Raw genomic sequence first — 13867 nt, forward strand, 5'->3', positions numbered from 1 at the left:
CATTCAAATTGCTGATCGAGGTCACGATGAATCTGCACTTCGAAGAACTCACCGGTATCGACGGTGCCCGTATCGGCATCGCCACCCTGGATGCTGAAAAATCCCTGAATGCCCTTTCCCTGCCGATGATCAATGCCCTGCGTGATCGTCTCGATGCCTGGGCCAAGGATCCGCAAATCGTTTGTGTGTTATTGCGTGGCAATGGCCCCAAGGCCTTCTGTGCCGGCGGTGAAGTCCGCAGCCTGGTGGAGGCCTGTCGCGCCACGCCCGGCGAAGTACCGCCATTGGCCGCGCAGTTTTTCGCGGCGGAATACCGCTTGGACTTCAACCTTCACACCTACCCCAAGCCCCTGCTCTGCTGGGGCCACGGCTATGTGTTGGGCGGTGGCATGGGCTTGCTGCAAGGCGCGAGCACGCGGATCGTCACGCCGAGCAGTCGCCTGGCAATGCCGGAGATCAGCATCGGCTTGTATCCGGATGTCGGCGCCAGTTGGTTTTTGTCGCGCCTGCCGGGCAAGCTCGGCCTGTTCCTCGGCCTGACCGGCGCCCACATGAACGCCCGCGATGCCATCGACCTGGACCTGGCCGATCGCTTCCTGCTGGATGAACAACAGGACGACCTGATCGAAGGTTTGCTGCAACTCAATTGGCAAGAGCAGACCGCCATGCAGCTCAACAGCCTCCTCAGGGCCTTGCAGCAGGAAGCCGTCGGCCAAATGCCGGAAGCCCAATGGTTGCCGCGTCGACAAAAAATCGATGAATGGCTGGACGTCAGCGATGTGCGCTGCGCCTGGAAAGCCCTCAGCCTGCTGGTGGACCATCCTGATCCATTGATCGCCCGGGCCGCCAAGACCATGACCGACGGCGCCCCTTTGACTGCTCACCTGGTCTGGGAGCAGATCGCTCGTGCCCGGCATCTGTCACTGGCCGGCGTGTTCCGGATGGAGTACACCTTGAGCCTCAATTGCTGTCGCCATCCGGAATTCAGCGAAGGCGTGCGGGCGCGGCTGATCGACAAGGATCACAAGCCCCATTGGCACTGGCCGGACATCAATCATGTGCCCGAGGCGGCGGTCGAGGCGCATTTTCACAAGGCGTGGGAAGGTCGGCATCCGCTGGCGGATTTGTCTAACGAATGAACGACCTGAATGATCTCCTGTGGGAGCGGGCTTGCTCGCGAAAGCAATGGACCAGCTTGCATCAATGTTGAATGTGCCGTCGCGTTCGCGGGCAAGCCCGCTCCCACAGGTTCGTTTTATGGCAGGCACAAAAAAGCGGCGCTTCATGCGCCGCTTTTTATTTGCCTGCCGATCAGCGGTGGCCGCCCCGGCCGTCATGATCGCCACGTCCTCGATGATCACGCCCACCCCGACCGCCCCGGTCGTCGTTCCAGCCCCCACGGTCATGGCCGCCCCAGCCGCCCCGGTCATGACCGCCCCAGTCACCCCGGTTCGGATAAGACCGGTACGCCGCTCGCGGTGGCGAGTAATAGCGCGGGCCTTGCTGGTAGTAACGCGGCGCCGATTGGTAATAACGCGGGGCGTAATAGCCACGCGGCGCCGAATAATAACTCCCGCCACCGTAATAGACCGGCGCCGGTGAGGTGTAGACCTCGGAACGGTAGTAGTTCGAGTCTCCATCGTAGTAAGGCTCGCAGGCCGAAAGAGTCAAACCGAGAAACGCAAGGAGCAGCAGTCGTCGATACATGGCGGCCTCCTGGACCGCGAATGGGCCGCATCAGCGACGCTGATGGGCGGCAGTCAACTTTCAGTGACTGACGAATATTCAGACAGCAAAATCGGAATCTGGTGCGATGCGGTAACAACTGGAAACATGTAGCGCTTTGCCCTCTTCCGGTGCGCGACGGCACCACAATCACGCATCCCTTTGCGTTCAGTTGCGCATTTCCCGCCCTCGCCCGCTCTGCTCCGGGCCTTTGCCTGAATTGGCACGGCTCTCGCTTTAACAAACCTTGTGCAGGAGTCATCACAGGTTCGCGGCACCACAATTTGCAATGGCTGACTAGGGTTCCGGCTCGCCTCTGGCGAGTGGCTGGTCCGAGAGTTGGCGACCTCCAGTTGAGGTTACACGGCGGGACAAAAGCCCGGGAGACAAGCCACCGTTCGCGGTGCCGCGTTGCTCCTGTCCGCCCTTGATCAACTGGAGAACCACCATGCTCAAGCTTCGTCTATCTGCCCTGCTCCTCGCCGCCGTCTCGGCCCTTGCGAGCTTTTCATCCACCGCCGCAGAAAAAAAAGACCACTTCAACGTCTGCTGGACGATCTACGCCGGCTGGATGCCCTGGGAATACGCCGGTAGCCAAGGCATCGTCGACAAATGGGCGAAGAAGTACGGCATCAAGATCGATGTCGTACAGCTCAACGACTACGTCGAATCCATCAACCAGTACACCGCCGGTCAATTCGATGGTTGCACCATGACCAACATGGACGCCCTGACCATTCCGGCCGCCGGTGGCGTGGACAGCACCGCGCTGATCGTCAGCGATTTCTCCAACGGCAACGACGGGATTGTCCTCAAGGGCGACGGCAAGAAAGTCGCAGACCTCAAGGGTATGGACGTCAACCTGGTGGAACTGTCGGTTTCCCATTACCTGTTGGCCCGTGCCCTGGATTCGGTTGGCCTCACCGAGAAAGACCTGAAAGTCGTCAACACCTCCGACGCGGATATTTCCGCCGCCTTCAATACCGACCAGGTCCGCGCCGTCACCACCTGGAACCCGATGCTCTCAGACATCAAGGCCCAGCCCGGCGTAAGCGAAGTGTTTAATTCCAGCCAGGTTCCCGGAGAGATCATGGACATGATGGTGGTCAATACCCAGACCCTCCATGACAACCCTGCGCTGGGCAAAGCCTTGACCGGCGCCTGGTTTGAAGTAGTGGCGCTGATGAACGCGAAGAACGCCGCGAGCAAGGCCGCACTGGAACACATGGCCAAAGCCTCAGGCACCGACCTGGCCGGCTTCCAGTCGCAATTGGACACCACCAAGCTGTTCGCCACGCCCAAGCAAGCCCTCGATTTCGCTACCAGCCAGCAACTGCCCACGACGATGCGCAAGGTCGCCGAGTTTTCCTTCCAGCACGGCTTGCTGGGCGAAGGCGCCAAGGACGCCGACGCGGTCGGCATGGCCTTCGCCAATGGCGAGACACAGGGCGACAAGGCCAACCTCAAGCTGCGCTTTGACCCGACCTACGTCCAGCAGGCCGCCGACGCCAAGCTGTAAACCGGAGGAGCTGGCATGCGCCTGATCAACCGCTACCCGGACCGCCCCAGCCGCTTGTTGCTGGTAATCCTGCCGTTCGCATTGGTGTTGTTCGCCTATTTCATGGGCTCGGCCGAACGCCTGACGGACAACCCCAACGACAAACTGCTGCCCAGCGCCGTGCAAATGGTCGATGCGGTGAAACGCCTGGCCTTCACCGCGGATGCCCGCAGCGGCGATTACCTGCTTTGGCAGGACACCGCGTCGAGCCTGCAACGGTTGGCAGTCGGCTTGGGCATCAGCGCCCTGGCCGGATTGTGCCTGGGCATGGCTGCCGGTACGTTGCCGCTGCTCGGCGCGCCGTTGTCGCCGCTGCTCACAGTGGTGTCGATGGTGCCGCCACTGGCCATCCTGCCGATCCTGTTCATCGTTTTCGGCCTGGGTGAACTGTCAAAAGTGATGCTGATTGTCATCGGCGTCACGCCTTGCCTGGCCCGGGACCTGGAACAGCGCGCCCGGGAAATTCCGTCCGAACTGCTGATCAAGGCGCAGACCCTCGGCGCGTCGACCTGGACCCTGATGCTGCGGGTGGTGCTGCCGCAATTGCTGCCGCGCCTGCTGATATCCCTGCGGTTGATGCTCGGTTCGGCCTGGCTGTTCCTGATCGCCGCCGAAGCCATCGCTTCCACCGATGGGTTGGGCTACCGGATTTTCCTGGTCCGTCGCTACTTGGCCATGGACGTGATCCTGCCCTATGTGGTGTGGATCACCCTGCTTGCCTGGCTGATGGATTGGGGCATCAAGCGCCTGACCCGCCAAGCGTTCCCTTGGTATGAAGGGGCGAAAGCATGAGCTTCATTACGGTGAGTAACGTCTGGCAGGAATATGCCGACCAGGTGGTGCTCGAACGCCTGAACCTGAGTGTCGCCGAAGGTGAATTCTGCACGCTGGTGGGCGCGTCGGGTTGCGGCAAGTCGACCTTCCTGCGGCTGTTGCTGGGCCAGGAACGCGCCAGTCGCGGACAGATTCTGCTGGATGGCGAGCCCTTGGCCGGTGAGCCGGACGCCAGCCGGGGCGTGGTGTTCCAGCGCTATTCAGTGTTCCCCCACCTGAGCGTGTTGGACAACGTCGCCCTGGGCCTGGAACTGCCGCGCTCGCCACTGCTGGGGCGCCTGTTTGGCAACGCCAAGCGCCTGGTCCGCGAAGAGGCGGCGCATCTGCTGGACAAGGTCGGACTCGGCCATGCGCTGGACAAATATCCGGCGCAGTTGTCCGGCGGTATGCAACAACGGCTGGCCATCGCCCAGGCATTGATCATGAAGCCGCGCGTCCTGCTGCTGGACGAGCCGTTCGGCGCCCTCGACCCGGGCATTCGCAAGGACATGCACGCCTTGTTGCTCAATCTGTGGCGCGAAACCCGGCTGACGGTGTTCATGGTCACCCATGACCTGTCCGAAGGTTTCAGCCTCGGCACCCGCCTGTTGGTGTTCGACAAGGTCCGCGTCGACCCCCATGCCCCCGGCGCCTATGGCGCACGCATCACCTATGACATCCCACTAAACAGCGACCGCCGCACCGCCCGTGCCGCCGTCGACGCCCTGCCCGCCGAACTGGCCGGCACGTTGCGTATCGCTTGAAAGGAGTTTTCCATGACCGACTCAACCCACTTGTTCGAACCCTTTGCCGAAGAACTGCTGCCCGGTGGCGGCCACCGTTCCTTCGTGCTCAAGCGCGGCCAGCTGTTGCGCCTGACCGACCTGCGCGGTGGTGCCAACGTGAGCCTGATGCTGCTCAACGCCAACGAGAAAACCGAACGCCTGAACCTGCCCGACAGCCTCAAGTGCCAACACACCGCCAAGCTCACCACCGGCCATTGCCTGTACTCGGACATGGGGCGGGTGCTGCTGGCAATCACCGCCGATACCTGTGGCTGGAGCGATAGCCTTGGCGGCGTGCTCTGCGCCGAGGAAGTCGCTGAAAAGTACGGCCAGGGCCGTTATCAGGAACTGCGCAACGGTTTCTTTCGCAACGGCACCGACAACCTGCTGGTGGAGCTGGGCAAATGGGGTTTGGGCCTGTCTGACCTGCTGATGACTCTCAACCTGTTCAGCCGGGTCAATGTCGACGAGGCCGGCGGTTTCCACTTCGTCGAAGGCCACGCCAAGGCCGGTGACTTCATCGAATTGTATGCGCCGATGGACACTCTGGTGGTGCTGACCGCGCTGCAACACCCGATGGACCCGAACCCGCACTACGCACCGCAACCAATCAAGCTCAGTTGGATGAATGCCGACCCCAGCGTCGCCGAGCACTGCCGTCTTTCGCGCCCGGAAAACCAGCGCGGTTTCATCAACACCGACCGTCTGTTCGCCTGAGGATCGCCGCCATGTCACTTGCTCTCGCCACCGCACAAAAGCAGCCGGAAACGGCCGTCTACCGCGCCACTATTCCCGCCGGGGAACCTTGGTTGACAGAGGTCAAGGCCGGCCAGACCGTGCGCATCCTCGACCTGGAAGGCAACCAGGCGGTCGATACGCTGTTCTACAGCGTGGCCAACCCCAAGGAACGCTACGACGTGCAGCGCACCCTGCGTCGACAAAACAGCGTTTATCTGAGCACCGGCAGCGTGCTCTATTCGAACCTCGGCCACCCGATGCTGACCATCGTCGAAGACACGTGCGGGCGCCACGACACCCTCGGCGGCGCCTGCGCCCAGGAAAGCAACACCGTGCGCTACGCCCTGGAAAAACGCTACATGCACAGCTGCCGTGACAACTACCTGCGCGCCTGCGCCCACGATGGTCGATTGGGCAAAGGCGATATCGGGCCGAACATCAACTTCTTCATGAACGTGCCGGTCACTGCCGACGGCGGCCTGACCTTCGAAGACGGCATCTCGGCGCCAGGCAAATACGTCGACCTGCGGGCTGAAATGGACGTGATCGTCCTGATCTCCAACTGCCCGCAACTGAACAACCCGTGCAATGCCTACAACCCGACCCCGGCGGAGCTTTTGATATGGGACTGAAACTCACCCGCCTGCGACGCTGGCTGTTTGCGTTGTGCCAGAGCCGGTCGGGGCAATGCATCAAATAAACGCAGATTTTATTAACACCACCCATGCCCTGTGGGAGCGAGCTTGCCCGCGAAGACGTCGGCGCATCCAACATCGCCGCCAACTGACCCACCGCTATCGCGAGCAAGCGCGCTCCCACAAGGGATGAGGTGTTTGGAAGTTTCGCCACCGGGGACGACCCCGGCGGCCATCGAAAACTGCGGGACGGCCCGCATCCCAGGTCAGGCAGATATTCGTGCCTGAGGGGTAACGCCATGTTCGAAAAAATCCTGATCGCCAACCGTGGCGCCATTGCCTGCCGCATCCTGCGCACCCTGCGCGAACTGAAGGTTCAAGGCGTGGCGGTGTATTCCCAGGCCGACGAGGCGAGCTTGCATATCCTGCAAGCCGATGAAGCCCACTGCCTGGGCGAAGGCGCAGCGGCCGGCACTTACCTGGCAGTGGACAAGCTCCTGGCAATCGCCAGAAGCAGCGGCGCAACGGCAATCCATCCCGGCTACGGTTTTCTCTCGGAAAACGCCGCTTTCGCTGAAGCCTGCGAGGCCGCCGGTATCGCCTTCATCGGCCCGACGCCGGAGCAATTACGCGTCTTCGGCCTCAAGCACACTGCCCGCGACCTGGCTCGCCAATATGGCGTGCCACTGCTCGAAGGCACCGACTTGCTGGACAGCCTCGACGCCGCGTTGGAGGCAGGAGCGCGGGTCGGCTATCCGGTGATGCTCAAAAGCACCGCGGGCGGCGGCGGGATCGGCATGCGCGTATGCCGCAGCGCGGCCGAGCTGAGCGAATCCTTCGAAGCCGTCAAGCGCCTTGGCCAGAACAACTTCAGCGACGCCGGCGTGTTCATCGAGAAATACATCGAACGCGCCCGGCACCTGGAAGTGCAAGTCTTTGGCGATGGCGCGGGCGAGATCATCGCCCTGGGTGTGCGCGACTGCTCGGTACAGCGGCGCAACCAGAAAGTCCTTGAAGAAACCCCGGCGCCCAATCTGCCCGAAGGCATGGCCGACGCGCTCTGCGCCGCAGCGATCCAACTGGCCAAGGCTGTGAACTACCGCAGCGCCGGCACCGTGGAGTTCGTGTTCGACAGCGATGCGGGGCGCTTCTATTTCCTGGAAGTGAACACCCGCCTGCAAGTGGAGCACGGCGTCACCGAGCAGGTGTGGGGCGTGGACCTGGTGCGCTGGATGGTGCAACTGGCGGCCGGTGACCTGCCGCCACTGAGGGAGTTGAGCCAGGGATTGAAAGCCGAGGGCCATGCAATTCAGGCACGCCTGTACGCCGAGGATCCCGGCCGGGATTTCCAGCCCTGCCCTGGCCTGTTGACCGCCGTGAAATTTCCCCAGGCCGACGGCAAGCACTTGCGCATCGACACTTGGGTCGAAGCCGGTTGCCAGATCCCGCCCTACTTCGATCCGATGATCGCCAAGGTCATTCGCTGGGCACCCACCCGCGAACAGGCGCGCCTGGGCTTGCACCAGGCACTGGGCGAAAGCCTGCTGTACGGCGTCGAAACCAATCGCCAATACCTGCAACAGATTCTCCTCGATACGCCTTTCGCGGACGGCCAGCCTTGGACCCGCTGCCTCGAGACGCTGGTCTATCGCGCCAATACCTTGGAAGTACTCAGCCCCGGCACCCAGACCAGCGTCCAGGACTACCCCGGCCGCCTCGGCTATTGGGCCGTGGGTGTGCCGCCGTCGGGGCCGATGGACAGCCGCTCGCTGCGCCTGGGCAATCGCCTGCTGGGTAATGAAGAAGGTGCGCCCGCGTTGGAAATCACCATGAGCGGGCCGCTGCTGCGCTTCAATTGCACGGCACGAGTGGCCGTGACCGGTGCGCAGATTGCGCTGACCCTCGATGGCGAAACGGTGCCGATGAACACGCCGCTGTCGATTGGCGCCGGCGCTACGCTGGCCATCGGCACGATTTCGGGAGCAGGAGCACGCAGCTACTTATGCCTGCAAGGCGGCTTGCAAGTACCCGATTATCTTGGCAGTAAAAGTACCTTCACCCTCGGCCAGTTCGGCGGTCACGGTGGTCGGGCGCTACGCACCGCAGACGTGCTGCACCTGGCAGCGCTGGAAGCGCACACCGTGGCGCCGGCCATGAGCGCGCCGGCCCTCGAACTGCCGCCCTTGCGCCAGATCCGCGTGATCTACGGTCCTCACGGCGCACCGGAATATTTTACCGAAGACTACATCCAGACGTTCTTCGACACGGCATGGGAGGTGCATTTCAATTCCAGTCGCACCGGCGTCCGGCTGATCGGGCCGAAACCCGAATGGGTGCGCGCCGACGGTGGCGAGGCCGGGCTGCACCCGTCCAACATCCATGACAACCCGTACGCCATCGGAGCCGTGGATTTCACCGGCGACATGCCCGTCATCCTCGGCCCCGACGGCCCGAGCCTGGGTGGGTTCGTCTGCCCGGTGACGGTGATCGAGGCGGACCTTTGGCAACTGGGCCAACTCAAGGCCGGCGACAAAGTACAGTTTGTGCCGGTGGACATATCAACCGCTCGGTCATTGGCGACACACTTCCCTTGTGGCGAGGGAACTTGCTCCCGCTCGAGTACGCAGCACTCGCCAGACAATAATCCTACCGATAAAGAGATGGGGCCGCTTCGCGACCCAGCGCGAGCAAGCTCGCTCGCCACAGGTTTTGGGTGTACACAGAAATGGGGGTCGCCTGTGGTGTTGGATATCGGCCACGGCGACACTCGGTTGGTGGCGAGATTGTCCGGCGATACCCATCTGCTGCTGGAAATCGGCGCGCCCGAACTGGACCTGGTGCTGCGCTTTCGCGCCCACGCCTTGATGCAGGCCTTGGAACACAAGCAACTGCGCGGTGTGATCGACCTGACGCCGGGCATTCGATCGCTGCAAGTGCACTACCAACCCGAACAGATGCCCCTGGCCGATCTTCTGAGCATCGTCGCGGGTGAATGGGACGCGGTGTGTGCCGCGCAGGACCTGCAAGTGCCGTCGCGCATCGTGCACCTGCCCTTGTCCTGGGATGACCCGGCCTGCCAGCTCGCCATCGAAAAATACATGACCACCGTGCGCAAGGACGCGCCTTGGTGCCCGAGCAATCTGGAATTCATCCGGCGCATCAACGACCTGCCCAACCTCGATGAAGTGCAGCGCACAGTGTTCGATGCCAGCTATCTGGTGATGGGCCTGGGGGACGTCTACCTCGGTGCGCCGGTCGCCACGCCATTGGACCCACGGCACCGGCTGGTCACCACCAAATACAACCCGGCGCGGACCTGGACCGCGGAAAACTCGGTGGGCATTGGCGGCGCCTATATGTGCGTATACGGCATGGAGGGCCCGGGTGGCTATCAGTTCGTCGGGCGCACGTTGCAGATGTGGAATCGCTATCGGGACGTCGCCGCATTCGATGGCAAACCTTGGCTGCTGCGGTTTTTTGACCAGATCCGCTTCTACCCGGTCAGTGCCGATGAACTGTTGCGCATCCGCCGGGATTTCCCGCTGGGGCGCTTCGACCTGAAGATCGAGCACAGCCAGCTCAACCTCGCCGATTACCAAGGCTTTCTCGCCCGCGAAGCGGACAGCATCGCCGCGTTCCGACGCCAACAACAAGGCGCCTTCGACGCCGAGCGCGAACGCTGGATTGCCAGCGGCCAAGCCCATTTCGACAGTGAAGAAGCCACGCCCGTGGCCAGTGAAGACACGCAGTTGGCCGATAATCAATTAAGCATCGACAGCCACATCGCCGGCAACCTCTGGCAGGTCCAAGTGGAGATGGGCGCGCGGGTCGCCGCCGGTGATGTGCTGGTGATTCTGGAGTCAATGAAGATGGAAATCCCGGTACTCGCGCCGGTGGCCGGCGTGGTGCGCGAGGTCCGCGTCCAGCCTGGTTCGGCGGTACGCGCCGGACAGCGTGTGGTGGTGCTGGAACGTGACTGAACTCAACCAAAGGATCAATGCCATGAACCTCTCTCTTCGCCTGGACGACCTGCGCAACACCTATCGCCGCGGCGACCTGACGCCTCGTAAGCTGCTGTTGAGCCTGCGGGAAAAAGCCGCGGCACTGAACCCCGATTATCATCTGTTCATTCATTTGCTGACGCTTGAGGAACTGGAGCCCTACCTGGCCGCCTTGGAAGACCAGGACCTGGAAAGCCTGCCCTTGTACGGCGTGCCCTTTGCGATCAAGGACAACATCGACTTGGCTGGCATTCCTACCACCGCTGCCTGCCCGGCGTATGCCTATGTGCCGCAACGCTCGGCCACCATCGTCGAGCAATTGCTGGCCTTGGGCGCGATTCCCCTGGGCAAGACCAACCTTGACCAGTTCGCCACCGGGCTCAATGGCACTCGTTCGCCCTATGGGGCTTGCCACAACAGCGTGCTGCCCGACTATCCGGCGGGCGGTTCCAGCGCCGGCTCGCCTCTGGCGGTGGCCTTGGGAGTAGCAAGTTTTGCCTTGGGCACGGACACCGCCGGCTCCGGCCGGGTGCCCGCGGCGCTGAACAATTTGGTCGGACTGAAAGCCACCAAAGGATTGATCTCCACGGCTGGCGTGGTCCCGGCCTGTCGCACGCTGGACTGCGTCACGACTTTCACCGCAACGGCAAGGGAAGCCAGCCATTTGCTGGCAATGACGGCCCGTCTCGATCCACGCGATGAATACAGCCGCAACAATCCGCAGTGGAACGATGGCCCGGCATTCGGCGCACCGCGACGCTTTCGCTTCGGTGTGCCACGCCAACAGGACTTGGCGTTTTTCGGCTGCGAAGAAGGGCCGCGCCTGTTTCTGGAAGCCGTCGAGCGACTCGAGCAGCTGGGCGGCGAAGCGGTGGAGCTGGACCTGTCGCCCTTCCTCGAGGCCGCGCGCCTGCTGTATGAAGGACCGTGGGTGGCCGAGCGCTACAGCGTTGCCGGTGAGTTGATGGAGCGTGAGCCCGAGGCCGTATTGCCGGTCATCCGCGCCGTATTGGCGAAGGCTCCTACGGTGAATGGCGTCCAGACCTTCCGCGCCCAGTACCGTCTACAGGCCCTCAAAGCGCGCTGCGATCATCTGATGGAGACGCTCGATTGCGTGGTCACGCCGACCATTGGCCGCCCGGTGACGCTCGCCGAACTGGCCGCCGAGCCGGTGCTGCGCAATTCGGAACTGGGTTACTACACCAACTTCATGAACCTGCTGGACTACGCCGCCGTTGCTGTCCCGAGCGCGTTCATGGCCAACGGCTTGCCCTGGGGCGTGACGCTGTTCGGTCGAGCGTTTACCGATCAATACCTGCTGAGCGTGGCCGATGCGTTGCAGCGCCAGCAGGACCCTACGCTGCCAATACCGGCCAGTGCGGCGCGTCACGACCGGGCGCGGCTGGTGGTGTGCGGCGCACATTTGGACGGGCTGGCGCTGAACTGGCAGCTCAAGCAACGCGGTGGCCGTTTGATCGAGGCCACCCAAAGCTCGCCGCACTATCACCTCTACGCCCTGGCCGGCGGCCCACCCTTGCGCCCTGGAATGGTTCGGGTGAATGAGGGCGGCGTGGCGATCGAAGTCGAAGTCTGGGAGCTGCCAAGCAGTGAATTGGGCTCGTTCCTGACCGGTATCCCCGCACCGTTGGGACTGGGCAAAGTGCAGTTGGCCGATGGTCGCTGGGAAAGCGGCTTCATTAGTGAGCCGTATGGCCTGGAAGGGGCAAGGGACATCAGCCACTTGGGAGGATGGCGGGCCTATCTCCACAGCCTGAAATAATCTCGCCCCCGTGGCGAGGGCATTTGCTCCTCGTCACGTTCCTACAAACCTGCAAATCCGAGTGTTTTTTCCTACAAGGCCACTAGACTGATTTCATTGGGTCTGCGCCAAGGGAATCGCCATGTCGCTCCGTTCGCCGTTGTACGCCCAGCGCAAGCCGCTCCTGATCACAGTGGCGCTGCTCGGTGCGGGTTTCCTGGTCATTTCATTGCTGGGTTATTACGCAGCACCTGCCTCGGTACGCGAGCACCTTCTCAAGGCGCTGTACCTGAACCTGCTGATCGGCCTGCTCGTGGCGCTGACTGCGCTCGCACTGCTCTATCGCCTGATCAACAATTTTCAACACCGTATCGATGCCCAGGCGACCCTCGACAGCCTGACGGAACTGCCCAACCGTCGTGGCTTCGACCTGCTGGCCGTCCAGGCCCTGCACGAAGCCCAGCGCGACCCCAAGCCCTTGACCGCGCTATTGCTGGAACTGGACGATTTCAAGCGACTGGACGCCGCTCATGGCCATATCGTCAGCGACCAACTATTGACCGGATTCGCGCGCAACCTGGCTGAAAGCCTGCGGCACTCGGACATTGTGTGTCGCTGGGGTTACGAGATATTTGTCGTCCTGCTCAAGGACACCGATGGACAGACCGGTCTGAAAATCGCAGAGAAAATTCGTCAGCACATCGAAAAACAGCGTTACTTCTGCAGCGGGAAGCAATTGCTTGTCACTGTCAGCATCGGCCTTACCACCTTGCAGGACGAGGACACCTTGCACAGCCTGCTGTCGCGGGCTGATCATGCGCTGCAACGCGCCCGACAGACCGGATGCAATCGAACCTGCGTGGAACTGCCTCACTCCAGTTATGAATAAACCCGACCTTTGCCCAGCCTGCGGCGGCGCCAACGACTGCACGCTGGCCAATCCGAAAACGGCCGACCGGCCCTGCTGGTGTTTTAGCGTGAGTATCGACCCGGCGGTGCTTGAAGCATTGCCGGCCGAACTGCGCGATCAATCCTGCCTGTGTCCGCGCTGCGCCCAGGTCCAAGCCCACCTGCAAGCCAGGCCCCGGCCGATCGAGTAAGATGCGCGCCCTCTGCCTTCATGCCTGTACTGCCCATGCGCGTTGACCGTTTCCTCAGCAATCTGCCGTGTTTCAACCGTCAACAGGTCCGGCTGCTATTGGTGGAACGTCGGGTGCGGATCGACGGCCAGACTGTCAACGATCCGCATGCGCAAGTGCGTGAATTCAGTCGCGTCGAAGTCGACGATCAACTGCTGCAGGCGGGCCGCCCGACGCGCTACTTCATGCTGCACAAACCATCCGGCTGCGTCAGCGCCACGCGCGATCCGCAACACCGCACCGTCCTCGACTGTCTGGAGGAACCGGACAAGGAAGACCTGCACATCGCCGGGCGCCTGGATTACAACACCACCGGCCTGATGCTGATTACCAACGACGGCGCCTGGTCGCGGCGCCTGACCCAACCGCAGACCAAACTGCCAAAGGTCTATTACGTCGAAACCGAGCAGGCCATCACCGACGAGTACACTGAGGTCTTTGCCCGAGGCCTGTATTTTGCCTTTGAAAATCTCACCACCTTACCGGCGCAACTGGAGCTGCTGGGACCGAGATCGGCGCGACTGAGCATCGTCGAGGGGCGCTATCACCAGGTCAAACGCATGTTCGGCCACTTCAATAACAAGGTGTTGCGCCTGCACCGTGAACGCATGGGGCCATTGCTGCTGGACGCTCTTCTGGAGCCGGGCCAGTACCGCGCGTTGAGCCCTGAGGAAGTCCGTCTCGTCTGAGTCCGGCGACCGCTGGGCAGAAGTG

11 protein-coding genes, 1 pseudogene and 1 riboswitch are annotated in these 13867 nt (G+C 62.3%); of the genes and pseudogenes, 11 read left to right on the forward strand and 1 reads right to left on the reverse strand.

All coding sequences use genetic code 11. The features are described from left to right. Positions 1-26 precede the first annotated feature (26 nt). Positions 27-1139, forward strand: a complete 1113-nt coding sequence (locus PFLQ2_RS07680) for an enoyl-CoA hydratase/isomerase family protein (RefSeq protein WP_003184369.1) — start codon at positions 27-29, stop codon at positions 1137-1139. Between the two features lie 172 nt (positions 1140-1311). Here PFLQ2_RS07680 and PFLQ2_RS07675 read toward each other — a convergent pair whose 3' ends face one another. Further along, the gene (locus PFLQ2_RS07675) at positions 1312-1707 is read right to left on the reverse strand and encodes a hypothetical protein (protein WP_003184370.1); all 396 of its coding nucleotides are present in this window, start codon (positions 1705-1707) and stop codon (positions 1312-1314) included. A gap of 304 nt (positions 1708-2011) precedes the next feature. After that, positions 2012-2113: riboswitch (guanidine-I (ykkC/yxkD leader) on the forward strand. A 60-nt stretch (positions 2114-2173) separates the two neighbouring features. Between PFLQ2_RS07675 and PFLQ2_RS07670 the strand changes: the two genes are divergently transcribed. The 10 genes and pseudogenes from PFLQ2_RS07670 to PFLQ2_RS07625 all read left to right on the forward strand — a co-directional run bounded on the left by PFLQ2_RS07670 (position 2174) and on the right by PFLQ2_RS07625 (position 13842). Next, positions 2174-3244, forward strand: a complete 1071-nt coding sequence (locus tag PFLQ2_RS07670; protein WP_003184372.1) for a putative urea ABC transporter substrate-binding protein — start codon at positions 2174-2176, stop codon at positions 3242-3244. A gap of 15 nt (positions 3245-3259) precedes the next feature. Continuing rightward, positions 3260-4075: an ABC transporter permease gene (locus PFLQ2_RS07665; protein ID WP_003184374.1), complete on the forward strand. Its 816-nt coding sequence runs from the start codon at positions 3260-3262 to the stop codon at positions 4073-4075. Then, positions 4072-4860: an ABC transporter ATP-binding protein gene (locus PFLQ2_RS07660; RefSeq protein WP_003184376.1), complete on the forward strand. Its 789-nt coding sequence runs from the start codon at positions 4072-4074 to the stop codon at positions 4858-4860. The genes PFLQ2_RS07665 and PFLQ2_RS07660 overlap by 4 nt, the downstream gene beginning before the upstream one ends. Positions 4861-4872: 12 nt before the next feature. Continuing rightward, positions 4873-5598, forward strand: a complete 726-nt coding sequence (locus PFLQ2_RS07655; RefSeq protein WP_003184378.1) for an urea amidolyase associated protein UAAP1 — start codon at positions 4873-4875, stop codon at positions 5596-5598. An 11-nt stretch (positions 5599-5609) separates the two neighbouring features. Further along, positions 5610-6251: an urea amidolyase associated protein UAAP2 gene (locus tag PFLQ2_RS07650; protein WP_003184380.1), complete on the forward strand. Its 642-nt coding sequence runs from the start codon at positions 5610-5612 to the stop codon at positions 6249-6251. Between the two features lie 302 nt (positions 6252-6553). Next, the gene (gene uca, locus PFLQ2_RS07645) at positions 6554-10234 is read left to right on the forward strand and encodes an urea carboxylase (protein ID WP_033046212.1); all 3681 of its coding nucleotides are present in this window, start codon (positions 6554-6556) and stop codon (positions 10232-10234) included. Positions 10235-10256: 22 nt separating this feature from the next. Beyond that, complete coding sequence (gene atzF / locus PFLQ2_RS07640) at positions 10257-12035, forward strand: allophanate hydrolase (protein ID WP_003184384.1); 1779 nt, start codon at positions 10257-10259, stop codon at positions 12033-12035. A gap of 256 nt (positions 12036-12291) precedes the next feature. Beyond that, positions 12292-12903, forward strand: a pseudogene (locus PFLQ2_RS07635) (GGDEF domain-containing protein); the annotation flags it as partial. Next, the gene (locus tag PFLQ2_RS07630) at positions 12896-13114 is read left to right on the forward strand and encodes a cysteine-rich CWC family protein (RefSeq protein ID WP_003184387.1); all 219 of its coding nucleotides are present in this window, start codon (positions 12896-12898) and stop codon (positions 13112-13114) included. The pseudogene PFLQ2_RS07635 and the gene PFLQ2_RS07630, both read left to right, overlap by 8 nt. A gap of 35 nt (positions 13115-13149) precedes the next feature. Continuing rightward, complete coding sequence (locus PFLQ2_RS07625) at positions 13150-13842, forward strand: pseudouridine synthase (RefSeq protein ID WP_003184389.1); 693 nt, start codon at positions 13150-13152, stop codon at positions 13840-13842. The last annotated feature ends 25 nt before the right edge of the window (positions 13843-13867 follow it).

It is taken from the genome of Pseudomonas fluorescens Q2-87 (genome assembly GCF_000281895.1).
In the GTDB taxonomy this organism is placed as follows: domain Bacteria; phylum Pseudomonadota; class Gammaproteobacteria; order Pseudomonadales; family Pseudomonadaceae; genus Aquipseudomonas; species Aquipseudomonas fluorescens_S.

Excerpts from the sequence above, each read along its gene's own strand:
- PFLQ2_RS07660 (WP_003184376.1), top strand. The coding sequence starts at position 4,072 with ATGAGCTTCATTACGGTGAGTAACGTCTGGCAGGAATATGCCGACCAG.
- atzF (WP_003184384.1), top strand. The coding sequence starts at position 10,257 with ATGAACCTCTCTCTTCGCCTGGACGACCTGCGCAACACCTATCGCCGC.
- PFLQ2_RS07630 (WP_003184387.1), top strand. The coding sequence starts at position 12,896 with ATGAATAAACCCGACCTTTGCCCAGCCTGCGGCGGCGCCAACGACTGC.
- PFLQ2_RS07655 (WP_003184378.1), top strand. The coding sequence starts at position 4,873 with ATGACCGACTCAACCCACTTGTTCGAACCCTTTGCCGAAGAACTGCTG.
- PFLQ2_RS07650 (WP_003184380.1), top strand. The coding sequence starts at position 5,610 with ATGTCACTTGCTCTCGCCACCGCACAAAAGCAGCCGGAAACGGCCGTC.
- PFLQ2_RS07680 (WP_003184369.1), top strand. The coding sequence starts at position 27 with ATGAATCTGCACTTCGAAGAACTCACCGGTATCGACGGTGCCCGTATC.
- uca (WP_033046212.1), top strand. The coding sequence starts at position 6,554 with ATGTTCGAAAAAATCCTGATCGCCAACCGTGGCGCCATTGCCTGCCGC.
- PFLQ2_RS07670 (WP_003184372.1), top strand. The coding sequence starts at position 2,174 with ATGCTCAAGCTTCGTCTATCTGCCCTGCTCCTCGCCGCCGTCTCGGCC.
- PFLQ2_RS07665 (WP_003184374.1), top strand. The coding sequence starts at position 3,260 with ATGCGCCTGATCAACCGCTACCCGGACCGCCCCAGCCGCTTGTTGCTG.
- PFLQ2_RS07625 (WP_003184389.1), top strand. The coding sequence starts at position 13,150 with ATGCGCGTTGACCGTTTCCTCAGCAATCTGCCGTGTTTCAACCGTCAA.
- PFLQ2_RS07675 (WP_003184370.1), bottom strand. The coding sequence starts at position 1,707 with ATGTATCGACGACTGCTGCTCCTTGCGTTTCTCGGTTTGACTCTTTCG.